A 23716-nucleotide genomic window follows, 5' to 3' on the forward strand; every position below is an offset into this window, starting at 1 on the left:
TTTAGTGCAATGACCAAACATAGCGAGTTGGTTGTCAAACTTACGGAAGTGAGCTTGCAATATGGACAGACGTTAGCACTTAACAAGGTTTCTATTGAGGCTTATGCTGGCAAGGTTATGGGTTTGATTGGCCCGGATGGTGTTGGGAAGTCAAGCTTGCTATCACTCATTTCTGGTGCAAGGGTTATTCAGAGCGGTACAATTAATGTTCTAGGTGGTGATATGTCAGATAGCAAGCATCGCCATAGAGTATGCCCTGACATCGCTTACATGCCGCAAGGTTTAGGAAAAAATTTATACGAAACGCTTTCCGTTTTTGAAAACATAGATTTCTTTGGAAGCTTATTTGGTCACGCTAAAGGGGAGCGAGAAAGGCGTATTAACGTGCTTTTGACAGCGACAGGACTCCTTCCATTTAAAGACCGATTGGCCGGTAAACTGTCGGGAGGAATGAAGCAAAAACTTGGGCTATGTTGTGCACTTATTCATGACCCTGATCTGTTGATTTTAGATGAACCAACAACAGGGGTTGATCCACTATCCCGCCGCCAATTTTGGGAGCTAATTGATCACATTCGTGTACAGCGTCCAACGATGTGTGTTTTAGTCGCGACTGCTTATATGGAAGAAGCGGCAAGGTTTGACAGCTTAGTGGCAATGGATGATGGAGTGGTTTTAGCGACTGGCTCGCCAAGAGAACTATTGGATAAAACCAATAGTGAAACATTGGAAGAAGCGTTCATTCGGCTGTTACCTTCTTCCAAAACATTGGGTTATAAACCGATAGAAATACATCGCCGCAGCTTGGATGGTAATAACGATATTGCAATTAAGGCAGAAAATCTAACGATGCGCTTTGGTGACTTTGTTGCAGTGGATCGTGTTAGTTTTTCAATTCATCGCGGTGAAATATTTGGTTTTCTCGGTTCCAATGGTTGCGGGAAGACGACAACCATGAAAATGTTGACGGGCTTGTTATCTGCAAGTGAAGGTGAGGCTAAGCTGTTCGGCAAGATAGTCGATCCTGATGATATTGATACACGCCGTCGAGTGGGATACGTTACACAATCTTTCTCGTTGTACTCGGAGCTTAGCGTGAAGCAGAACCTTGAGCTTCATGCTCGGCTCTATGGCATTGCAGAAGCCTCGGTAGAAACACAAGTTAATGAGATGGTAAAAAAGTTCGGTTTGGAAGAACAGATGAATAGTTTGCCAAACTCGTTGCCATTGGGGGAGCGTCAGCGGCTTTCGTTGGCGTCAGCAATGATTCATGGTCCTGAAATGTTGATTTTGGATGAACCTACTTCTGGGGTTGATCCATTAGCGCGGGATGCGTTTTGGCGTATCTTAATTCATCTGGCGCAAAATGAAGGTGTGACCATCTTTATTTCCACGCACTTTATGAATGAAGCTGAACGATGTGATCGTATTTCGCTTATGCATGCCGGGAAAGTTTTGATTAGCGATACACCTGAGGCAATAACGCAAGGAAAGCAGTCAAAAACTCTAGAGGAAGCGTTCATACATCACCTTGAAGAGGCCGTAGGCGTTAAAGAAGCTATACCAGATGATAAGACTGGTGATTCATTTGCCCATAATCAAAGTGAAACGTCAGGTACGAGTTCTTTGTTTAATCGTTCATCATTTAGCTTGCGCCGATTATTTAGCTATACACGAAGAGAAACGCTGGAGTTAATTCGAGATCCCATTCGTATGTCTCTAGCAGCATTTGGCAGCATCATCCTAATGCTTGTACTAGGGTATGGTTTAAATATGGATGTTGAAAACCTGAAGTTTGCAGTGTGGGATCAAGATAAAAGTAATGCAAGCCATGATTATGTCTTGAATATTTCAGGGTCAAGGTATTTTATCGAAGAGCCTCCTCTCCATAGTTATGCTGAGCTAGATCAAAGGATGAAGGCCGGAGAAATTAGCCTAGCACTTGTTATTCCTAGTGGTTTTGCGAGAGATCTAGCCAGAGGAGATTCCGTAGAGATCGGTGCCTGGGTTGATGGAAGCATGCCGCAAAGGGCTGAGACGGTGCTTGGTTATGTACAAGGCATGCATGCATATTGGATAGCTGAAAAATTACGAGAAGCCTATGGTGATAGCGCTGTTGCTTCTCAAGTGAATATAGAAACACGGTTTCACTATAACCCAGATATAGAAAGCTTACCTGCAATGGTACCTGCGGTGATTCCCATCTTATTAATGATGATTCCTGCCATTTTGAGCGCTTTATCCGTTGTACGCGAGAAGGAGTTGGGGTCGATTATTAATCTCTATGTGACACCAGTCACAAGATTGGAGTTTCTATTAGGGAAGCAGCTGCCTTATATTGCATTATCAACTCTAAGTTTCATATTACTGGTGTTACTGGCTGTGTTTTTATTTCAAGTGCCGGTTTCAGGTAGCTTTTTGACATTGGCGGTTGCAGCGGTGCTTTATGTTACAGCATCGACAGCACTGGGATTACTTATGTCTACTTTTGTCAAAAGCCAAGTGGCCGCGCTTTTTGGTACGGCAATAGTCACAATGCTGCCTGCAGTTCAATTTTCGGGATTAATTGATCCTGTTGCATCATTAGAAGGTGCTGGTCGTTTGATTGGAGAGGTTTATCCAACAACGCACTTTGTTACCATTTCTCGAGGAACTTTTTCTAAGGGGCTTGAATTTGCAGATTTGCATATGGCCTTTATACCCTTAATCATGGTAATTCCTGTATTAATAGGAATTACAGCTGTTCTGTTAAAAAAGCAGGAGAGATGAAGTGAGAAAACTTCGTAATATTTTTAATTTGGGGGTTAAAGAGCTGCGCAGCCTGTCACGAGACCCGATTATGATATTTTTGATCGTTTTTTCCTTTACATTTTCAGTTTATACAAAAGCGACATCAATGCCGGAGAGTTTAAATAAGGTTGCTATAGCCGTTGTTGACGATGACCATTCCAAACTGTCCAAGAGAATTATAGATGCGCTGTACCCACCATATTTTCTGCCTCCCGTAATGATTACTGAAAATCAAATGGATGCGCGTATGGACGCGGGTGTTGATACATTTTCTTTACACATCCCAAGCGGGTTTGAGCGAGATGTGCTGGCTGGGAGAGACGTTGCTATTCAACTTAATGTTGATGCGACACGTATGAGCCAAGCTTTTACAGGTGGCGGCTATATTCAGTCAATTGTAAACTCCGAAATTACGGAGTACCTTCAAGGATATAGAGCAAAGACTGCTATGCCTGTGGAATTAACTTTAAGAGCAAGATTTAACCCGGAACTGAATAACGGATGGTTTGCTTCTGTAATGGAGATTATTAACAGCATTACTTTGCTTGCAATCGTGCTGACCGGAGCAGCATTGATCCGAGAAAGAGAGCATGGAACAGTTGAGCATTTATTGGTTATGCCCGTTACACCTTTTGAAATTATGATTAGTAAAGTATGGTCAATGGGAATGGTTGTTCTTTTATCTTCATTCTTTTCGTTAACTGTCGTAGTTCAGTCGCTGTTGGGTGTCCCAATTGAAGGTTCGTTAGTGTTATTTTTTAGTGGCGTAACACTCAATGTATTTGCGGCAACTTCGCTAGGAATTTTTTTGGGTACTATTGCAAGATCTATGCCTCAATTTGGCTTGCTGATGTTTATGGTTTTACTGCCGTTGCAAATCCTTTCGGGAGCTATGACGCCATTTGAAAGCATGCCTAAGCCTGTTCAGCTGATCATGCAGTTAGCGCCGAACACACACTTTGTTTCAATGGCTCAAGCAATCCTATATCGTGGCGCTGATTTTTCAATCGTTTGGCCTCAGTTGCTTTCACTCTGTGTGATTGGAATCGTGCTTTTTTCTTTATCACTGGCTTGGTTCAGAAATTCTTTGGGGAAAATGATCTGAGAGAATCACTTATAAACCTTTCCTGTTTAGCTTTTTGCAATGATTCTTCGTTTATGAGTTATTTTGCTTTGAATCCTGTTATACGTAAAAATCCAATAAGTTGATGACTAACGCCTGAATTAGGCTAGAATAAATTTAATTGAGCTTAGGAGGCTGTCATGCTGGATTACTTTGCGTTGTTTATGCTGTTTTTTGTTGGCATTACTTTGTTCTACGGCATCATTGCCATTCATGATATTCCCTACGAAATCGCAAAACGTCGTAATCATCCACAGCAAGATGCAATTCATGTAGCAGGTTGGGTGAGTTTGTTTACCTTACACCTTCTTTGGCCGTTTTTATGGATATGGGCAACCTTGTATCGTGAAGACAGGGGGTGGGGCTTTTCCCAAAATGATTCATCTCAAGGCGCTAAAACAGAGCACCTCATTAACTTGGAAAAACAAGTTGGTGAACTGCAAACTGAATTAAACATTTTGAAAGAGCAACTGCATCACGAGCGCCAGGTTTCGCAAGGAGGAGATCAATAATGGATATGTTATTGGTTGCAACCTACGTGGCGATTGCAGTTGCGGTTTTTAAGATATTTAAAATCCCTCTTAATAAATGGACTGTTCCAACCGCCTTTTTGGGTGGCGTTCTCCTGATTGGCGGACTGTTGACGCTAATGAACTACAGCCATCCGTATTCATCTCAAGCAAGAGAGTATTTTTACACGACGCCAATTTCTCCTTCGGTTAAGGGGCGAGTTGTAGAAGTTGATGCTAAGGCAAACCAGTTCATGAAGCAGGGTACGCCTTTGTTTAAGCTTGATTCCGAGCCTTACGAAGACAAGGTAAAAGAACTTGAGGCTAAATTGATTGTTGCTGAGAAAAATCAAAAACGTGCACAAGAAATGATGCGAAAGGGGCTTGGAAAACAATTTTCGGTAGATGAAACAACCGCGACAGTGGACTCTTTGACAGGGGCATTGAAAAAAGCACAGTTTGATTTGGAACAAACAACGGTTTATGCACCGACTGATGGCTATGTTTCGCAGTTGTTTTTAAAGCCAGGTATGTACGCTGTTCCAATGCCGTTAAGACCTGTAATGGTGTTTGTAAACTCTGATGCGCATTTGTTGGTCGCCTGGTTTCGTCAAAACAGCATGATGCGGTTGCAACCAGGATTTGAAGCCGAGGTTGCTTTTGATGGGTTACCGGGAGAAGTTTTTAAAGGAAAAGTCTCCCATGTTTTACCCGTTTTAGCGGAAGGGCAGCTTCAAGCAAATGGTTATTTGCTTTCGGATACGAATCATCGTCCTGGACTTATACCTGTGCAAATAGAAATCACCGATCCTCGCTTTGAAAAATACCAAGATAAAGTGTTGGGTGGAGCTTATGGACAAGTAGCGGTCTATTCAGATCACTTTCACCACTTATCGGTTATTCGTAAAGTACTGTTGCGCATGAGCTCTTGGATGAATTATGTATTTCCTATGCATTAGTGCGTATTTTACTGGCGACGTTCAATGATTAGGCGTTAAACTATTAAGAATTGTATAGAAAAATAAAAGTGCAATGACGAAACGAAATAATTTTTTAGCGGGTGTAAAAAAACGGATACTGCGCCAGAATATCTGGCTTGTTTTCTTCCTGTTGTTTTTAATGGTGCCAGCTCTGGCGATTACGATCATCAAAAACCATGGTCCAAAAATAGAGGCTCAGTCTTTTAATAACCTGTCTTCTGTTGCCGAGTTAAGAGCTTATCAAGTACAAAGTTGGCTAGAAGAGCAAAACAAAGTCGCTAATGTCGTTTCAAGTAATAAAGTCTTAATGGATTATGTCCAAAGCCTTCTGAAAAAACCAAATGACGAAACGTTAAAACATAGTATTTTGGCGTTGTTTGGCGCGCTGAAGGAGTTCTATGGTTATGAATCCATAGAGCTTATTTCTTCTAGTGGACAATTGATGTTGAAGCTAGGAGAGGGAAGTAGCAACCATTTCAACCATGCAGTCATAGCCGAGCTTTTTAGCAAAAGCGTTAAAAACAGGCGTGATGTCCGCAGTGGTATTTTGAAGGATAAAGACGGTACCTTGGACACAGGTGCGGTTGTTCCTTTAATCTATGCCATTGATGGCAAGCCTACCATTTTAGCTATGGTCGTTTTATTTTCGGATTTATCTGACCACGTTTTTTCCCATATACAAAAGTGGCCTACCTTTAGCCGAACAAGTGAAAGCTTGCTAATTCACAATGAAAACGGACATGTCGAATATCTTTCTCCAATGAAGTTTGCTGGAGAAGGAAGCTCTTCTCAAAACAAATTTTCGGTTAGCGATCAAAATCTTGTATCTGCAATTGCCTTAAGGGCAGGTATTTCCGGTAAGACCAAAGGCATTGATTACCGTGGCAAGGCTGTTATGGCTGCCTATTATCCCATCAAGGGCACACATTGGATGGTTGTTTCTAAGGTTGATGTCAAAGAAGCACATGCATCTTTAGACGATTTGGTTTTCTGGATCAGTGTTGTTTCGTTCATTGCATTTTTAATTATAGGGGCTGCATTTTGGGTAGTTTTATCCAAGCAAAGACATCTAGATAACTATCGCCTGTTGACGCAAAAAACCGAAAATGAGCGTGTGTTACAGCAGTTTTATGATCTGCCATTTATCGGAATGGCAATCTTATCGGCAGAGGATTTTCGCTGGTCGCGTTTTAATCAACGTTTCAAGTTGATGCTTGGTTACTCTGAAGAAGAGTTAACGGCACGATCATTTTTCGATTTATTACCTTATGGGGAGGTCGCTCTTTTCAAACAGCGTTTTACTGAGCTTGCTAGCCACAAGTTAGACGGGTTTACTCAAGAAACGCGTTTGGTGGGTGCAAACCAGGAATTGGTTTACGTTATTGTCAGTGTTCAGTGTACTCGCCGTACCAATGGCGATGTTCAGCATTTCTTGTTGACTGTGCAAGACATGACGGAAATTAAACAGCTAGGTGACCGTTACCTTGAGCGTCAAAACCACCTGAATATATTAATTAATACAATTCCTGATTTGATTTGGCTAAAAGACATTAATGGTGTTTATCTAAGTTGCAACTCTAGGTTCGAATCACTTTATGGCGCTAAAGAAAATGATATTGTCGGCAAAACGGACTATGACTTTGTCGATAAAGAGTTGGCAGACTTCTTTAGAGAGCATGATAAAAAGGCAATGCAAGCAGGTCGTTCAACCGAAAACGAAGAGTGGTTAACCTTTGCAGAAACTGGTTATCGTGGCTTGTTCTCGACCATTAAAACACCGATGCTGAATAGCCGTGGGCAGGTGATGGGCATACTAGGGGTTGGACGCGACATCACCAAACGTAAACAAGACGAACTGAGACTGGAAAGGCTTGCAAGAATCCATTCTGCGCTAAGCCAAACGAATGAAGCCATTATCCAATGCCATACTGAACAGGATTTATATGACCGCGTTTGCGAGGTTATTGTTAACAATGGTGATATGAAAATGGCTTGGATAGGTAAGCTGGATATGGTCTCTGGTTTAGTTAAGCCTGTTGCCTGGTCAGGTATGAATTCAAATTACCTTCAGGGTCTTGAAATATCGGTCAAGAATGAGGAGTTAAAAGGACCTACAGCAATCGCAATTATGACCAACGCGCCTTATTGGTGTGAAGATTTTCAGAAAGATCCACATACAGCCCACTGGCATGAACGAGCAAAAAAATTCGGCTGGCAGTCTTCAGCCTCCATCCCTCTAACACAGCGTTCTCAAGTGGTTGCAACATTGAATATCTACTCTGATGTTGTCAATGCTTTTGACGATGAAATGAAAGACCTCCTGTTGGAAATGGGGGCGGACATCAGTTTCGCTCTTTCATCCTACGTTGCGGAACAAGAGAGGGAAGTCATTGAGCATGAAAGACAGGAGGCATTGGAGCGCTTACAGAAAATAGCGGGGCGCTTACCTGGTGTGATTTATCAATTTCAGTTGTATAAAAATGGGCGAAGTTGTTTCCCATTTGCAAGTGAGGCCATGGAACACATTTTCCGCGTTAAGCCGGAAAGCATTTTTGAAGATGCGACGGCTGTTTTTGATCGCGTTTACCCTGATGACTTGGAAGGCCTGAACCTTTCTATTCAAGAATCAGCAGAAAATCTTGCATCTTGGCAGTATGAGTTTCGTTTAATTTTTGATGATGGTGAAATAAAGTGGTTATCAGGTAATGCTATACCTCAAAAACAGAGCGATGATTCGATTCTGTGGCATGGCTTTATCACAGATATAACGGAAAGAAGAAAAACGGAAGAACAAATCGAGATGGCCTCAAAAGTATTCGAGCAGAGCCGAGAGGGTATCATGATTACAGATGCAAACTTGAAGCTGTTGATGGTGAATGACGCTTTTAGTGATATCACTGGCTACTCTAGAGAAGAAGTGTTGGGAAGTGCGCCAAGTGTTCTTTCTTCTGGAAAGCACACTAAAGAATTTTACAGCCAAATGTGGAAGCAAATTGAAGGGGAAGGTCACTGGCAAGGGGAAATTTGGAACAAGCATAAATCAGGTCGTTTTTACCCTGAATGGCTGTCCATCAGTCAGGGTAAGAATAAGGACGGCGAGGTGATGCAATATATTGGCGTGTTCACAGATATTTCAAAAATGAAAGAATCGGAAGAACATATTCACCGCCTTGAACACTTTGATTCACTTACCAATTTGGTCAATAGAGAATCTCTTATCAAAAGGCTGACAAAAGCGATCAGTCAAGCAGAAGAAAATCATAAAAATGTCGCGGTGCTATTTATCGACTTGGATCACTTCAAAAATATCAACGATACCTTGGGGCATTATGTCGGAGATAAGATGTTGATGGAAGTCGGGCGACGCATTTCAGATCTGTTAGGGGCAGAAGATCAGCTAGGACGACAAGGTGGTGATGAATTCATCGCAGTGATGCCTAATGCAGATGAAAGTGAGGCTGCGCACATGGCAGAAAATGTCTTGAAATCTGTCGCATTCGAAATGTCATTAGAAAACCTGAACCTGCAAATCACGCCATCGGTGGGGATTGCTATTTATCCTCAAGACGGTTCTGATGCAGGAAGTTTGTTGAAAAATGCCGATACCGCAATGTATCAAGCCAAAAGTGACGGACGAAACAACTACCGATTCTTTACTCATGAGATGCAACAGCATGCGGCTAAAATTATGTCCATTGAAAGTGCCTTGAGAACTGCGCTTGTCAGAAATGAATTTGAGATGTATTACCAACCGCAAGTTTGTGCTCATACGCATAAAGTGGTGGGTGCCGAAGCTTTGATTCGTTGGGATAACCCTGAATTGGGAAGAATTTCTCCGACCGAATTCATTCCTGTTGCGGAACAAAGTGGACAAATCCTTGATATCAGTAATTGGGTCATGGAAACCGCAATTGAGCAAATCAAGGAATGGCAAGAACGAGGGCTACCGTTTGTAAATATTGCCGTGAATCTATCTGCCGCACAATTCCGTGATGAAGCATTGCCCAGTCAAATTATAGGTTTACTGAATAAATACAAAGTTGATCCATCCTGCCTGACGGTAGAATTGACAGAAACCCTTGCCATGTCGAATCCACATTCAGCGGTTCAAATTATGGATAAGTTGACATCACATGGTGTGAGAATTGCCATTGATGATTTTGGTACAGGTTACTCATCACTCAGTTATCTCAAAAAGTTCAAAGCAACCAAGTTAAAACTGGATCAATCTTTTGTGAGAGATGTAGTAGAAGATGCGGATGACCGTTCTATCATTATTGGTATGATTAGCCTGGCACAAAGCTTAGGATTGAAAACCATTGCAGAAGGGGTTGAGACTCAATACCAGCTGAGTTTCTTGGAAGAAAAAGGCTGTGATGAAATTCAGGGCTACTACTTCAGCAAGCCAATTCCTTCAGATGAGTTTGCGCAGTTTATTTCTGAGCGCAAAAGTTAATCCTGCGAAGAATCTTCAGGAGTGGTTAAGCACTCAATAAGTCGGGTGACTTGGCGTTTGCAGCATCCATTACCATCCGAAGCATAAGTCTGGCGTTGAACCATTGCTAGGGTTGTTGCGCCGGATTCAATGGCATCTATGATTTTTCGTTTAGTGACCTCATTGCAAACGCAGAGATTTTCATCCAAGTCACGACGAAGGATTTCCGGCAGTTTGTCTAAAGTTTCTGGTGTCATTACGCTATTTTAGCGTAAACTCAAGCCGAAAAAGCTGGATAAAGAAGGCTAGATAAAGAGAGTAAACATAAGCATGGCAGAACAAAACAAAAGAATTGAGTACCCTGAAATCAAACTGAGTTTCGAGTTGGCACCGGTAACCGATCACTCGGTTTATCTTCACCCCGCTGTCAAGCCTTTAGACCATGCCTTTAATGGCCCTTTTGCCCGCAATCAATTTGGACAATTGATTTGGCTGCATAGAAAGTCCGCCTATCTTTCAGATGATGAGGGGGCAACTTGGCAGATTTTTTCTATCTTTGATGAGGATGATAATTTTGTACTCAATGACAGCCATTGTATTGCGCTCTCGCAAGATAACACATTGGTGGTGTCTTTCATTTATGACCTCTATTTTAACTGGCACAGCAAAACCAATAAACCAACCAAAAACACTCATGCCTATCAGTGGGTGATTCGCAGTTTGGATGGTGGAAAAACCTGGCAAGAACCTGTCTTGGTACAAAAAGGCTATGCCGCCGAAGCCATGAGTATGGTTGTGCTTCCTTCAGGACGTCTGGTGATTTCCGCACAAAATCTTGACTATGAAGAAGGTCGTCACTATAGCTTGTCTTTTTATTCCGATGATGACGGTGTGAGCTGGAATGCCAGTAATAAAATCGATATTGGCGGCAGAGGTCATCATGGCGGCTGTTACGAAGGGCGATTGCTTCCTTTGAATGACGGGCGTCTATGGTATTGCATACGCACCAATAGGGATTGGTTCTGGAATGCCTACTCGGATGATGAGGGAGAAAGCTGGACACACCTAGAAAAAGGGCTCAGTGCCAGTAGTTCGCCGTCAACGATTAGACGACTGAATAGTGGTCGGATTTGCTTGGTTTACAACCAACTTTATCGAGAGGGCGAGTCAGAGGCAAGACGGGTGTCCGGGTTGTTTTCTGAAGTTGCAGCTTCTTGGCAAAGAGAAGAATTGTCCATCCGATTTTCTGATGACGATGGGGTGAGTTGGACGGATCCTGTTGTTATTGCCAGTTGTCAGGGTGCTTGGTTGTCTTATGCGTTTGTTTTTGAAGCCTCTCCAGGAGAAATCTGGATTTCTACCATGCAGTCACAGCTACGTATTAAGTTAAACGAATCGGATTTCGTTTAGCGGTCTATTCTTTATTCAGACCAAGCGTCTGTTGCAGCGAACTACTTTGTAGCTGTTGCTTGAAATCGTTTTGCAAGTTGATGCTGGCTTGCTCGTTGTTTAACCCTTGTCCCTTTAGTGAAAATTGATTACTTCCTAGTTGTTTTTGCCCCTCATAAAAAGCAATTGTCGCTTGGCTTCTGATAATGGTAAATCCGTAAGCTTGAGTCGATTTTTCAGTCGCTTCCAGGTTAATGTTATCCGTAGCATCTTTGGCTGTTGCTGCCAGTGAAAAGCCCGATGCCGTGATTTTATTTTCCAATGCGAGTTGGAGCATGTTGGCGGTTGAAGAGGTTGCGTTAATAAAGAACTTTACGCTTGCTTTTGCAGTCTGATAGTTTTTTGAAACATCTGTTAAATAGTCAGTATAAATCTTTGTATTTTCACGTTTTTTAAGGGTTTGTAATATTGCAACTTGTCGCTCAAAGGCGGGTAGTTTTTGGTTTTCTAAATCATAGAATTGCCAGGTTAAATAACCTGCTTGATGAGCCTTTAAAAACTGTTTTTCGGCATGCAAAAAACTTTCAATCTGTTGTTGCAGCTGATTACGAATCGCAAAGGCTAATGCGGTTTTATCTGTTTTCACCAAGGCATAAAAACGGTCATACCCGGTTTGCTCTGTCTTGACGACTTGATACTGATTGAGCGTGGTGGTTTGCACCTCAGTCAGGATTTTTTGGTCGGAGGTTTCTTCATCAAACGCATAGGCACTATTGGTGCTTTTATGCTGGAGTTTGAATTGAGAACTGACTTGTACGCCAAGCTTGGATGCTAAATCGTTGAGTGCTGCTTGTACGGCTTTTTCGCGAGATTTCCCTGCGCCGGCACCATATAAATCTAACTGAGTATCGGCTGGTGGCATCATGTACCAAGCAGGTGGCTTAATGAGCGGAAGTGGTTTGCTAGGCGTTTCAGCACAAGCAGTGAGTAGCAAACCGAGTGTTAGAGTGAAAATAAATCGCATCATCATGGTTGAGCAATCTGTTGTGTGGCTTTCTTATGTTGTGTGATGACTTGGTTGATGCGGTTGATGGCTTTGTTAATGGCCTCAACAGGTTCTTTTTGCAAGCTATCGGCAAGCGTGTAGAGTTTTTTGGCTTCTTCATACTCTCCAGTTGCTTCTTTGACAACGCCCAAGTTGTAAGCCGCTACGTAAGACAGTGATTGCGTTTGAAAGACCAATTGGCTGAAAATCTGGTCAGCTTTATCCATGCGGTGCGCTTCAACAAAAGCGATACCACTTTTTAGCAATTGCTTTTCATTGTCGTTGTATTCAATATCGGGATCATCAAGCAATTCAATGCGCTTGTAGACATAGCGCGGAGCAATTTTACTCACGAAATCTGCGGCGATGTCATTTGCCTGACGTTGCCAAACGGTGTCTGACGCAGGTAGTGTCACCGGCATATCTGCACAGGAAAACCAGCTATTGGAAGGCGAGTAGCTGTTGCTATAAATGACACCAGAAGTTTGAACGTCGATAATCTTGACGGATGCGCTCATTGAAATGGTGCGTTTGGTACAAGGCACACGATAGGTTCGAACATAGTTACATTTCTTGTCTAAGCACTCTTGGCGCTCGGTATAAAAACGGCTGTCTTGCGATGCTGCAGAAGAGACTTCACCTGTGACAAAAGCTTGGGCGCCAATCAATTCACCTGCCTTGACGATGTCTTTTTCGTCGGTGAGCCCGGAATACTGCAGTTTTTGCTCTTTCAGGATTTTATCGAAATCCTGACGATTTAGAACGGTGTAGTAGGGTTTGTTTTCAACATTCTTTTGGCTCAAGCGGGTTTCTATTTTGCCCCCCAGTCCTACATTGTCATTTTTAAAGGCGTTGACGGCAACACGTTTGTATTTCGCTGCCTGCTCTACTTGAGCGGGTTCAAGATACTGGATGCGGGTTGTGGTGGCACAGCTGGAAAGTTGAAGGACAAGTAGTGCTGCAAAAATAGCAAAGAAGGGTTTTATTGTTTTCATGTGGAATTATGTGAGCCCTGATTAAGCAAAATCTATATGACGCAATAGTAATAGAAAATGCGCCCTTCGTAAAAGGTCAATCAAGGAAAAATTCATATTGCTTTAATTCTGTAAACCATTCATTGAAGATAAACTATACTGGAAAAACTTCATTACCTGAGTAGAATGACAGTAAATCGCGTCATGTGATAACTAAGACGAAAAGAGCGATACAAAAGGAAGGTAGCATGGAAATTTGCAAAGAAAACATCAGTAACCGATTGAAAGACAATAAAAAAAGTCTGTTACACCTTGTAATGTTTGGTGCGGCAATGAGTTTGGTGGGCTGTTCAAGTTCACCGTCTAAAACGGATATCGCCGAAGAGCAAGCCAAGGTTGAAAAGATTCAGTCTGATGCCGCTGAAGCTCAAGCTGAGCGACGCCAAGAGCAGATGGAACAAGAAATGAAAAATCTGCCAGGTTGGGTGCTTGATCCACCTAAGACTGATGGCAACGGTTTTTATGGCGTGGGTATCGGTTCAGACAGAGATCTAGTCAACTCCATGCGAAAAGCCAAACTGCAAGCATCTTATGAGCTAGCAAAAACCATGAAATCCGAATTGTCGGGTGAAGATACGATGACAGGTTCTGGAGAAGGTGAGTACCGTTACGTTATCAATAACTTTGTCGATAAGGTAAATCTGTCTGGTGCGCAGGTGGTTAAACAAAAAGTTGAGCCAATCAACGGTATGTATAAGTCTTATGTTTTGATGAAGTATCCGTATAACGACTTCAATCAGGTGTTGAAAGACTCTCAAGCAAATGAAGCCAATAAGAAAACGTTGGAAGACGCTTACCAAAGATTGATGAAAAAGATCGGTCGAGAGTAAGCGTTAGGAGCTGGCCTTGACGCTTGCACACTAAAACGCCGGAGCGAGTGTATTTATGCATTTCTCCGGCGTTTTTGTTTTGACTCTAAGGCTTCTCTCAAGTAAGATTCTTGGCAGTTTTAGAGAACAAATTTCCTATAAAAATATAAAACCCGCACATCCGATTTAAGATGCAAAACGGGACAGAAATCTAATAAACCCATTATGAGTAAAATTATTGAGCTGAAAGGCTCCATCCTGTCTTTGACGGTACTACGCGTCCACTCTGCTGACATTGAACAGACCAAATCTGCTATCGCCGACAAAATCGATCAGGCGCCGGATTTCTTTGCGGGCATTCCCGTAGTGATTGAATTCAAGATTCAACCTGAAGACCCGATGTTCTTAGCATTGTTGGTTGAGTTCCTGCACCAGAAACAGATGATTCCAATTGGGGTGCGTACAGAAGACCAGTCTATTCAAGAACAAGCTTCTTACGCCGGTTTGGCAGTGTTCCCTGAAGAAGTTAAGAAACGCAAGAAAGAGAAGAATTCCGAATCGCCGGTAGAAAGTGATGAACCTAAAGCAACCACTGCGATGGTGGTGCAAGGCACGGTTCGTTCAGGACAGCAAATCTATGCCAAGGGACGTGACTTGATGGTGATGGGCTCGGTTAACCCTGGCGCTGAAGTCGTTGCGGACGGACATGTTCATGTTTTCGGCAAGATTCTAGGCAAAGTATTTGCAGGCTCTTCTGGTATGACGGATGCGCGTATTTTCGCAAAAGAACTGAATCCAGAACTGGTGTGTATTTCCGGTTTGTATTTATTGGCAGAAGACATTGGCGCAGAATATAAAAAAGGCTTCATTGAAGTTCTGCTAAGAGATGATAAACTCGTGTTTCAAAGACCGCTTGAAGATTAGTTTTAATGTGTTGATGAAGCCAAATTCCACCAAAGAATTTTGAATTTTAATGCCCTGTTATTGGGGAAATGTTTGTGATGATTAGGAGACAAATGTGTCAAGAGTGATTGTTGTGACCTCTGGGAAGGGTGGGGTCGGTAAAACTACAACGAGTGCCAGTATTTCTACCGGTTTGGCCATGAAAGGCTATAAAGTTGCTGTGATCGACTTTGACGTGGGACTGAGAAATCTGGACTTGATCATGGGGTGTGAGCGCCGAGTTGTCTATGATTTTGTGAACGTCGTACAGGGTGAAGCAACCTTGAAACAAGCGCTAATCAAAGACAAGCGCATTGATAACCTCTATATCCTAGCCGCTTCACAAACAAGAGATAAAGATGCCTTGACCCAAGCAGGTGTTGGTAACGTCATTGAAGCCTTGAAAGAAGACGGCTTCGACTTCATTATCTGTGACTCGCCAGCAGGGATTGAAAAAGGTGCGCAATTGGCATTGTATTTCGCAGATGAAGCGATTGTCGTCACCAACCCTGAAGTGTCATCAGTGCGTGATTCGGATCGTATTCTGGGCATTTTGCAAGCAAAATCAAAACGTGCGGAATCTGGCACGGCCATTGTCGAACACTTGGTGTTGACGCGTTATAACCCAGAGCGTGTGGAGACGGGTGAAATGTTGTCTGTGGATGATGTTATCGACCTACTGAGCGTGAAGTTGCTGGGTGTTGTTCCGGAGTCTGAACAGGTTCTGAATGCTTCTAACTCTGGTAGTCCAGTGATATTGGAAGCCGGGTCGGATGCAGCACAGGCATATATCGATATCGTTGACCGTTTCTTGGGTGAAGAAAAAGAGCATCGCTTCTTGACGGCTGAGAAAAAAGGATTGCTCAAGAAACTATTTGGGAGATAAGCATGGCATTACTAGATTATCTTCTGGGACAAAAGAAAAAGAAATCGGCAGGGGTCGCCAAAGACCGTTTGCAGATTTTGTTGGCGCATGAACGTTCGGAACGTAAATCGCCTGAGTATTTGCCGAAAATGCGTGAAGAGATTCTTCAGGTGATTGGTAAGTATGTTCAGATCGATCAGGACCAATTACAGATTTCCATCGATGAAGCCAATGGCTACGAAGTGTTGGAACTGAACTTGGTGCTGCCTGAAAAGTAAAAGTCTTGGGCTTACTTTAGTCGCAACGGTTGTCAATGTGATGGCCGGCAATAAAGGATAAGCGCTTCTAGCTTATCCTTATTTCTCTACTATCCTTGATTTTGTTCAGTATGCGGGCAAGCTACCCAACCTGGCAGATTTTATTGCGCGGTAGCCGGGTCTTCAGCAGAGTCTGTTGAGGTGTCGTTCGGGTTGCTAGGAACGTCTTCATCATTCGCATGGATGCTAGGCATCTCAGGTTGTGTGGCAGGTGGAAGCTCAGGATCAATCATGTTTCCATCTGGCTTGTAGTTTGGCAGGTATTTGATTTCAACCAAGGCGCCGAAGATAGGGTGATCCAGATAATGAATTTGCCCGGTTTTGATTTTTCGGGATTCTTTAAGTTGGAAGCGCCAGAACTCTGGTAACAGATCTTCCTGAATGCTTTGGTTCTTAGCGAAGTCTGGGCGAATAACCAATGGGATTTTACGCTCTAGCTCCAAATTGACTTCAATGTGAGGGTAGCGTGATTTATAGAATAGTAGCGTACCTTCAAGTCGAGACTTATAGTCTTCATCCGGCAATGAGCTGATATAAATCGGTTTGGCTTGATTTTCCGGTAATGCATCCACAACCCAGGCTTGATGGTAGAGGATGTTGTACCCCATGCGGCGTGTCATTAAGGAAACTTCGTCATTCAACAAGTTGTATTGTGGGCGAACTCTTGGAGGCGCGATGACGTCTTCATCGTTCAAATCCATAATCGGAAGGTTGTCCGGCCAAAACTCTTCCGTCCAGCCTTTTAAAGCAAGCGTTTCGAAAATGACAACTTCTACTTCAAATTTTGGTGGGGCGGTACTTTCGTCCGCTTGGGCATTTGTTGCAGGGAATAAACAAATTAGCGACAGTGCAATCGTGGTAGTGATATTGAGAAAAGTGGATTTGAAGTTCGATGCGAATCGGTTTTTCATCTTGATTTATCAATCCTTGGCGAAAGTTATCGTCAAATTTGTTGTCATTTGAGGCAATTTTATCCGGCTTTTATTGAAGCCACAATGAGCTCGATGGCTTGAATTCTTTGCGCTGTTTCCGGCATTGTATCGAAATATTTCAGTTCCGTTTGCCCTTTTAGCTGATAATTTTTGGGCTGGCGCTGGATGAGTTGAATCAATCTCAGCGGGTCAATGTTCGGCGAAGAACCGAATTGGATGCGGATCATCGTCTCATGTGCCTCGACTTTAAGTAAGTTCATAGGTTCAACCAGTAACTTAACGGATGTCGCCGCAAACAGGTTTTTCACCTGATCGGGCAACAGCCCGAAACGGTCAATCATTTCCACTTCAAGTTCGCGTAGACTTTGCGTGTCTTTTGCGCCGGCAATACGTTTATAGAAAACCAGTCGAGTGTGAATGTCAGGTAGATAGTCTTCCGGAATCAAGGACGGCACGCCCAGTTCGATTTCCGTACCATGATGCAAGCTGGTATCCAACTCAGGTTGTTTACCTGACTTTAAGGCTCTGACAGCGCGATCAAGCAGCTCGGCATACAATCCGAAACCGATTTCCTGAATCTGTCCTGATTGACCATCTCCCAGTAACTCACCAGCGCCACGGATTTCCAAGTCATGACTTGCCAGCATGAAGCCCGCGCCCAACGTGTCATGTTTGGAAATCGCCGCTAGACGTTTCTCGGCATCTTTGGTCATCAAAGATTTGCCTGCGGTAAACAAGTAAGCATAAGCCTTATGGTGAGAGCGTCCGACGCGACCACGTAGCTGATGTAGCTGTGCCAAACCAAATTTATCCGCGCGGTGAATCAGTATGGTGTTGGCGGTTGGGATATCAATCCCCGTTTCGATAATGGTGGTACAGACCAAAATATTGAAGCGGCGGTGATAGAAGTCCTGCATGACATGTTCCAGCTCGCGCTCGTTCATCTGACCATGCGCGGAGCGAACGGAAGCCTCGGGCAACAAGGCTTGCATTTCTTCAACCATGTTGTCGATTTTGTCGACATTGTTATAAAGCAGGTAGATTTGACCGCCACGGCGAATTTCACGCAGGCAGGCTTCTTTAACAACGTCAGGATTCCACTCTTGAACAAAGGTCTGTACCGCAAGGCGTTTTTCCGGTGCAGTGGCGATAATAGACAAATCACGCAAATCGTTCATCGCCATGTTTAAGGTGCGCGGAATAGGGGTTGCCGTCATGGTCATGACATCCACTTCAGTGCGCATTTTTTTTAATTGTTCTTTTTGACGAACGCCAAAGCGATGCTCTTCATCAATGATAATCAGGCCAAGGTTTTTGAACTGGGTGTCACCCTGAATCAATTTGTGCGTGCCAATAATAATGTCGACTTTGCCTTCTTTAGCGTCTTCCAGAATGCGTTGAGTTTCTTTTGCCGATTGAAAGCGAGACAAACCTTCAACTTTGATTGGCCAGTCGGCAAAACGGTTTTGGAAGTTTTCCAAATGCTGTTGGGCAAGTAGCGTCGTCGGAACCAAAATGGCGACTTGCTTGCCTGAATAAGCAGCGATAAAGGCTGCGCGCATGGCAACTTCTGTTTTACCGAAACCAACATCACCACACACCAATCGATCCATTGGTTTAGGAGAGGCCATATCGGCAAGTACTGCTTCGATAGCGGCTTCCTGATCCGGGGTTTCTTCAAATGGAAATCCAGCACGGAAGCGTGCATAGGCTTGCTCATCGGTTTCAAAAGCAAAACCAGGGCGTGCTTCACGTTGCGCGTAAATATCCAGTAACTCTGCGGCGACATCATGGACTTTTTCGGCTGCCTTACGTTTGGCTTTTTTCCAGCGGTCTGAACCGATTTTATGAAGCGGTGCATTTTCCGCACTGGCGCCGGTATAGCGGCTAATCAGGTGTAAGGAGGTGACAGGAACATAAAGTTTGGCTTCGTCAGCATACTCTATACACAGCAACTCATGGTCTTCATCTTGGATATTCATGGTGATGAGACCTTGATAGCGACCGACACCGTGGTCGATGTGTACAATCGGATCACCGACTTCCAACTCAATCAGGTTGGAGATTGAAGTATCGAAATCACTGTGTTTTTGCTTACGACGACGGCGTTGAGTAACGGTCTCACCGAAAATTTGCGTTTCTGAAATAACGCAGATATCAGGCGTAGCGTCACTGGCGGATACATAAAGACTTTCTTCCAAAGGCCCGACAACGATGGCACATTTGGTATCAGCATGAATAAAATCTTGCCAAGAATCGGCAATGGTCGGTTGCGGACCGCTCAGGGTTTTTTCTTTTTTGAGTAAGGCCAGCAGTGTTTCGCGACGCCCGGTTGACTCAGCACAGTAGAGCAAACGCACGTTTTGGTTGTGTTTATCATTCTTAAGTTTGTCGTTGAATAGACGATCAACAAATGCATTTAACTTTGCCAGAGGGTAATCAGCGTTGTTTTGAATGCTTAAATCCGGTAGCGGTTTGTTGGCAAGTCGAGCATTTGTTTTCGCCCCCTGAATTCTTTCAAAGGTGACGCGGTGATATTGCTTTAACTTCGCAAGGGTATCGGTTTCATTTGAAATCAGCAGTGCTGGTGGCAATACTGGATAATCCGGGTTGTGCTGTGCGATTTGATAACGTTCTTGGTAGTCGTTCCAAGTTCTTTGAATGCCGTCGCTCAGGTCGCCATTGTCGAAGAACAGGCTGTCTTGTGGTAAGTAGTCAAATAACGTTGCCAGTGTTTCGTGGAATATCGGAAGGTAGTATTCCAATCCATCAAGGGTTTGGTGGTCACTGACCGCTTTATAAAGTGTGGCGTGGCGCGCATCTTCACCAAACTGGGTACGGAAGTTTTGACGGAAAAGCTGAATACCTGCATCACTTAGATCGTATTCTTTTGCGGGCAACAACTCGATTTGCTCAATGGCGTCTAGAGTTCGTTGGTTTTCCGGGTCAAAACTGCGGATGCTTTCGATTTCATCATCGAATAGATCTAGCCTAAAAGGGGTTTTGCTCCCCATAGGGAAAACATCAATCAGCGAGCCTCGCACGGCAAATTCACCCGGTTCAACCACTTGGTTTACGCGTTGGTAGCCACCTGTTTCAAGTTGACGGTTAAAGGCTTCAATATCGATATTGTCCTGTGTTTTCAGGAAAAAAGTGTACTTATCGATAAAGTGATGAGGAACCACTTTTTGTAATAGTGTGGAAACGGGTAGAATGAGCAAGCCTTGTTTTAAGCTTGGTAGTTGATGTAAGGTTTTCAGTCTCTGGGAAATGATGTCTTGGTGTGGGGAGAACTGGTCGTAAGGTAAGGTTTCCCAATCCGGAAAGTTCAGGATGGGAAAGGTTTCTCCAGCAAAGAAGTTAACGGCTTCTTCCAGCTTGTTTGCTTCATGTGTGCTGGCGGTTAAAAAAACTGCCAGGTTGGGGGTCGCCTTGATTTTCTCACTGAGCAGCCAAGCGGTTTCCGCCAGGTTGGAAACTTGCCAATGAGAGCGCTGACCTTTGAATGGAAGGTTGATGAGCGCTTGGATTGAGTAGGCGGATGGTTGATTTGAAGCGTTTTGAGCCATTGCGTGTCTGAGTTTATTTAACTTGCATCTATAACAAAGAGATTGAAAACGCAGTATTTTAGCAGATGCGGGATGGGTTGATGACCCGGATTTGCGAACATAATAAAGTAAAGGATCAAGGATTTCATGAGATCACAATGGGCATATAGTTGGGTAATGGTTTTGTCGCAATCGAAGAAACCGGCACTGATTTTTCTGACAGTGATATCCATTTTCAACTTAATGGGGTTGATGTGGGTGAGTATGCCTCAAATGAGTTTAGGGTTGCTGAGTCTTATCTTGATGTCATTGGTTGCCATGAAGTTGATGGATTCAGTGAAATCCGGTGTGCTGCTACTGGGCTTTAGTTTGTATGTGACTGTTATGACCTTGGGGTTGTTAGGCTGGATTGGGTTGGTACCTGACAGTGTTTCCGCTTTGGCTTGGGTAGTTGTAATGACGATGATGATGAGTCATTTGATTCATTTCGTGACCGCGTTACTGCGGGCGATGGCAAGAGGTAGTTTTCAGCATGACGCTATTGCAGAAGCGCTAGGGCAAACCCATCAGCCGATTTTACTATCATCGTTAACCACCGTCGTGGGGTTTGCTGTAGCGGCTTATTTTGATGCACATTATATCAATATGGCGGTGATTGTAGCGGTAGGGGTGTTGTTTTCTTATTTGGTGGTTTTGAGTTGGCTGCCTTGGGTGCTGTTGAATTGGTTGTTGGAGTTCAGGGTAGGGCAATATGAAGATCGACACGGTTTGTCATTTGTGGCAAAAAGCTTAGAAAGCAACCTGATGTTGAGAAGAGGGTTAACGCTGATCGGCATTTTGTTGGCGGCTTGGGCGGTGTTTCAGTTGGTTGAACAGTTCGATGCTATGAGAGCTGTGTTGACTATGATTGTTGCGAGTTTCTTTTTACTGTTATTTGCATGGCGCAATTTAAAAGTTGCGTTGGCGGCAACCTTGATTGGTTGTTTATCTGTCATCGTTATTTTGTCCCCCATGCATTGGGGGCATGCTATTTCAGCCTTGTCACCTTTTGTGTTGGTGGTACCAATGGGTATTGTGTTGGATGATGTTGTGCACTTCTTTTCCCGCTATTTGAAAGCGGAGCAATCCTTTTTTTCTAAGCATGAAGATAAAACACGCTTTGCGCTTGCCAGTGTTGGGCGCTCGATTTGGTTGACCAGTCAGTTATTGGTTGTTGGGTTAGTGGTGTTACTCTTTAGCGATAACGAGTTGATTCGTCAAGCGAGTATGATGACAATACTCTCCATTTTATTGGTTTCATTTCTGTTGCTATCGGTTATGCCTTCAATTGCCGCTTCGGTAAAGAAAAGTGATGAGAAACTAACGTCATAAAAATATGTGATTCGTCATAAGCAAATTATGTATGACGCCATTAAATATGACTATTTCCTAATATAATGAAATTTGATTTCTATTTTGAATCCTTATACCCCATCATAAGTCTTACTTATTTAGTCAAATCCTTCGATATGGCTAGGCAGGATGCTCTGGTAGGGACGTGAGGCTCAAAATGACTCATCGAAATATCGAGCAATCAAAATAAAAAAATAAAGTTAAGAGGAAGTAATCGATATGGCAACTATTGTTGTGGTCGGATCAAGTACCGGTGGTCTACCGATGGCTTACGATATTCGTAAGACATTAGGAAAGGAACATACAATCAAAGTCGTAAACGCTGTTGATGAATTTACATTCGTGCCTTCAAACCCTTGGGTTGCAGTTGGCTGGCGTAAACCAGAAGACATTTCATTCAAATTGGAACCACACTTGGTTCGTAAAGGGATTGAGTTTTATCATCAAACTGTTACGAAGTTGGATCCAGATGCGAACATGTTAACACTTAGTGATGGTTCAGAAATGGGTTATGACTACTTGATTCTTGCAACAGGTCCTAGCTTGGCATTCGATGAAGTTGAAGGATTCGGTCCTAAGTCTCATGGTGGTAACACGGTTTCCATTTGCACAACGCCTCACTCTGTTGAAGCTTTTGACGAATGGGAAGAGTTTTGCAAAAAGCCAGGGCCAATCGTTGTTGGTGCGGTTCAAGGTGCATCATGTTTCGGTCCTGCATATGAATTTGCAATGATTATGGAAACGGAATTGCGTAAGCGTAAAATCCGTAACCAAGTGCCTATGACTTTTGTTACAGCTGAGCCATATATCGGTCACTTGGGTCTAAGTGGTGTTGGTGATTCTAAAGGTTTGTTGGAATCTGAAATGCGTAACCGTCACATCAACTGGATTTGTAATGCAAAAGTTACCAAAATCGAAGACGGTAAAATGTACGTTGACGAGCACAACAACCGTGGCGACGTTATTGATCAACACGAACTGCCTTTCGGTTACTCAATGATGCTACCTGCATTTAAAGGTTCTAAGTTCTTGGTTGATTTGGTTCAGCCAGAGAATATGGGCGGTCCTTTGGTTAACCCTCGTGGATTCGTTAAAGTTGACCAATTTAGCCGTAACCCAACTTACCACAACATTTATGCGTTGGGTGTAGGGATTGCGATTCCACCAGTTGATGCTTCCTGTCCAGTACCATGTGGTACACCAAAAACAGGTTTGATGATCGAATCAATGGTAACAGCGATCTGCCGCAACGTCGAAGATGAGTTGGCTGGTAAAGAACCTGCGTCAGAACCAACTTGGAACACAGTTTGTTTGGCGGACATGGGTGACACCGGTGCGGCATTCGTAGCACTACCTCAAATTCCTCCTCGTAACCTTACGTGGGCGAAAAAAGGTAAGTGGGTTCACTTGGCGAAAATCGCATTCGAAAAATACTTCATCCGTAACATGAAGTCTGGTAACTCTGAGCCGATTTACCAAAAATACATTATGAAAATGCTAGGCATTAACCGTCTGAAAGCAGACAAGTAAGTTTTTCATAATTGAAACCTTAAACGCCCTCTTTATGAGGGCGTTTTTGTTTGTGTGTGGCAATCCATTCTTGAGG

General features: G+C 43.4%; 17 protein-coding genes. 12 read left to right on the plus strand and 5 right to left on the minus strand.

From position 1 onward, the window contains the following. Window positions 1–9 precede the first annotated feature (9 nt). From rbbA to HVMH_RS05885, 5 genes are all read left to right on the plus strand, one after another. The gene (gene rbbA / locus HVMH_RS05865) at window positions 10–2769 is read left to right on the plus strand and encodes a ribosome-associated ATPase/putative transporter RbbA (RefSeq protein WP_029908866.1); all 2760 of its coding nucleotides are present in this window, start codon (window positions 10–12) and stop codon (window positions 2767–2769) included. Window position 2770: 1 nt separating this feature from the next. Continuing rightward, window positions 2771–3895 (plus strand): ABC transporter permease, encoded by a 1125-nt coding sequence (locus HVMH_RS05870; RefSeq protein WP_029908868.1) that lies wholly within the window; start codon window positions 2771–2773, stop codon window positions 3893–3895. Between the two features lie 158 nt (window positions 3896–4053). Continuing rightward, a complete protein-coding gene (locus tag HVMH_RS05875; RefSeq protein WP_029908869.1) occupies window positions 4054–4425 on the plus strand; it encodes a DUF3302 domain-containing protein in 372 nt (123 codons plus the stop codon). After that, complete coding sequence (locus HVMH_RS05880) at window positions 4425–5381, plus strand: HlyD family secretion protein (protein WP_029908871.1); 957 nt, start codon at window positions 4425–4427, stop codon at window positions 5379–5381. Before HVMH_RS05875 ends, HVMH_RS05880 begins: the two co-directional genes overlap by 1 nt. A gap of 73 nt (window positions 5382–5454) precedes the next feature. Continuing rightward, window positions 5455–9858: an EAL domain-containing protein gene (locus HVMH_RS05885; protein WP_051622962.1), complete on the plus strand. Its 4404-nt coding sequence runs from the start codon at window positions 5455–5457 to the stop codon at window positions 9856–9858. Here the strand turns inward: HVMH_RS05885 and HVMH_RS05890 are convergent. After that, the gene (locus HVMH_RS05890) at window positions 9855–10094 is read right to left on the minus strand and encodes a (2Fe-2S)-binding protein (protein WP_029908875.1); all 240 of its coding nucleotides are present in this window, start codon (window positions 10092–10094) and stop codon (window positions 9855–9857) included. The two genes, HVMH_RS05885 and HVMH_RS05890, sit on opposite strands and share 4 nt — an antisense overlap. 73 nt (window positions 10095–10167) lie before the next feature. Between HVMH_RS05890 and HVMH_RS05895 the strand changes: the two genes are divergently transcribed. Next, window positions 10168–11247 carry a sialidase family protein gene (locus HVMH_RS05895; protein ID WP_029908877.1) on the plus strand — a complete coding sequence of 360 codons (1080 nt, stop codon included), beginning with the start codon at window positions 10168–10170 and terminating at the stop codon, window positions 11245–11247. A 4-nt stretch (window positions 11248–11251) separates the two neighbouring features. Here HVMH_RS05895 and HVMH_RS05900 read toward each other — a convergent pair whose 3' ends face one another. Together HVMH_RS05900 and HVMH_RS05905 are read right to left on the minus strand one after the other, a co-directional pair. Beyond that, window positions 11252–12256 (minus strand): LPP20 family lipoprotein, encoded by a 1005-nt coding sequence (locus tag HVMH_RS05900; protein ID WP_029908879.1) that lies wholly within the window; start codon window positions 12254–12256, stop codon window positions 11252–11254. Next, entirely contained in the window at window positions 12253–13266 is a 1014-nt protein-coding gene (locus tag HVMH_RS05905; protein ID WP_029908880.1) for a CsgG/HfaB family protein, read from the minus strand. The genes HVMH_RS05900 and HVMH_RS05905 overlap by 4 nt, the downstream gene beginning before the upstream one ends. Window positions 13267–13493: 227 nt before the next feature. Here HVMH_RS05905 and HVMH_RS05910 point away from each other — a divergent pair, with 227 nt between their 5' ends. The 4 genes from HVMH_RS05910 (at window position 13494) to minE (ending at window position 16199) form a co-directional block, all read left to right on the plus strand. Beyond that, window positions 13494–14135 carry a hypothetical protein gene (locus HVMH_RS05910; RefSeq protein ID WP_029908882.1) on the plus strand — a complete coding sequence of 214 codons (642 nt, stop codon included), beginning with the start codon at window positions 13494–13496 and terminating at the stop codon, window positions 14133–14135. 204 nt (window positions 14136–14339) lie between these two features. Then, on the plus strand, window positions 14340–15038 hold the full coding sequence (gene minC / locus HVMH_RS05915) for a septum site-determining protein MinC (protein WP_029908884.1): 699 nt from the start codon (window positions 14340–14342) through the stop codon (window positions 15036–15038). A gap of 94 nt (window positions 15039–15132) precedes the next feature. Further along, complete coding sequence (minD, locus tag HVMH_RS05920) at window positions 15133–15942, plus strand: septum site-determining protein MinD (protein WP_029908886.1); 810 nt, start codon at window positions 15133–15135, stop codon at window positions 15940–15942. A 2-nt stretch (window positions 15943–15944) separates the two neighbouring features. Then, window positions 15945–16199, plus strand: a complete 255-nt coding sequence (gene minE / locus HVMH_RS05925; protein WP_029908888.1) for a cell division topological specificity factor MinE — start codon at window positions 15945–15947, stop codon at window positions 16197–16199. A 140-nt stretch (window positions 16200–16339) separates the two neighbouring features. On the opposite strand, the gene HVMH_RS05930 is transcribed toward minE, so the two are convergent. Together HVMH_RS05930 and mfd are read right to left on the minus strand one after the other, a co-directional pair. Then, the gene (locus HVMH_RS05930) at window positions 16340–17149 is read right to left on the minus strand and encodes a peptidoglycan binding protein CsiV (RefSeq protein ID WP_051622963.1); all 810 of its coding nucleotides are present in this window, start codon (window positions 17147–17149) and stop codon (window positions 16340–16342) included. Window positions 17150–17208: 59 nt separating this feature from the next. Beyond that, window positions 17209–20739: a transcription-repair coupling factor gene (gene mfd / locus HVMH_RS05935; protein ID WP_051622964.1), complete on the minus strand. Its 3531-nt coding sequence runs from the start codon at window positions 20737–20739 to the stop codon at window positions 17209–17211. 126 nt (window positions 20740–20865) lie between these two features. On the opposite strand from mfd, the gene HVMH_RS05940 reads away from it, so the two are divergent. Next, window positions 20866–22089 (plus strand): RND transporter family protein, encoded by a 1224-nt coding sequence (locus HVMH_RS05940; protein WP_155837647.1) that lies wholly within the window; start codon window positions 20866–20868, stop codon window positions 22087–22089. A 240-nt stretch (window positions 22090–22329) separates the two neighbouring features. Then, window positions 22330–23640, plus strand: a complete 1311-nt coding sequence (locus tag HVMH_RS05945) for an NAD(P)/FAD-dependent oxidoreductase (protein ID WP_029908892.1) — start codon at window positions 22330–22332, stop codon at window positions 23638–23640. The last annotated feature ends 76 nt before the right edge of the window (window positions 23641–23716 follow it).

The organism is Hydrogenovibrio marinus (assembly GCF_013340845.1).
Lineage (GTDB): Bacteria > Pseudomonadota > Gammaproteobacteria > Thiomicrospirales > Thiomicrospiraceae > Hydrogenovibrio > Hydrogenovibrio marinus.

What these genes read in the sequence shown, in the direction of transcription:
- HVMH_RS05910 (WP_029908882.1), top strand. Translation starts at nt 13,494, where the DNA reads ATGGAAATTTGCAAAGAAAACATCAGTAACCGATTGAAAGACAATAAA.
- HVMH_RS05885 (WP_051622962.1), top strand. Translation starts at nt 5,455, where the DNA reads ATGACGAAACGAAATAATTTTTTAGCGGGTGTAAAAAAACGGATACTG.
- rbbA (WP_029908866.1), top strand. Translation starts at nt 10, where the DNA reads ATGACCAAACATAGCGAGTTGGTTGTCAAACTTACGGAAGTGAGCTTG.
- HVMH_RS05900 (WP_029908879.1), bottom strand. Translation starts at nt 12,256, where the DNA reads ATGATGATGCGATTTATTTTCACTCTAACACTCGGTTTGCTACTCACT.
- HVMH_RS05890 (WP_029908875.1), bottom strand. Translation starts at nt 10,094, where the DNA reads ATGACACCAGAAACTTTAGACAAACTGCCGGAAATCCTTCGTCGTGAC.
- mfd (WP_051622964.1), bottom strand. Translation starts at nt 20,739, where the DNA reads ATGGCTCAAAACGCTTCAAATCAACCATCCGCCTACTCAATCCAAGCG.
- HVMH_RS05930 (WP_051622963.1), bottom strand. Translation starts at nt 17,149, where the DNA reads ATGAAAAACCGATTCGCATCGAACTTCAAATCCACTTTTCTCAATATC.
- HVMH_RS05945 (WP_029908892.1), top strand. Translation starts at nt 22,330, where the DNA reads ATGGCAACTATTGTTGTGGTCGGATCAAGTACCGGTGGTCTACCGATG.
- HVMH_RS05895 (WP_029908877.1), top strand. Translation starts at nt 10,168, where the DNA reads ATGGCAGAACAAAACAAAAGAATTGAGTACCCTGAAATCAAACTGAGT.
- minE (WP_029908888.1), top strand. Translation starts at nt 15,945, where the DNA reads ATGGCATTACTAGATTATCTTCTGGGACAAAAGAAAAAGAAATCGGCA.
- minC (WP_029908884.1), top strand. Translation starts at nt 14,340, where the DNA reads ATGAGTAAAATTATTGAGCTGAAAGGCTCCATCCTGTCTTTGACGGTA.
- HVMH_RS05880 (WP_029908871.1), top strand. Translation starts at nt 4,425, where the DNA reads ATGGATATGTTATTGGTTGCAACCTACGTGGCGATTGCAGTTGCGGTT.
- HVMH_RS05875 (WP_029908869.1), top strand. Translation starts at nt 4,054, where the DNA reads ATGCTGGATTACTTTGCGTTGTTTATGCTGTTTTTTGTTGGCATTACT.
- HVMH_RS05940 (WP_155837647.1), top strand. Translation starts at nt 20,866, where the DNA reads ATGAGATCACAATGGGCATATAGTTGGGTAATGGTTTTGTCGCAATCG.
- HVMH_RS05905 (WP_029908880.1), bottom strand. Translation starts at nt 13,266, where the DNA reads ATGAAAACAATAAAACCCTTCTTTGCTATTTTTGCAGCACTACTTGTC.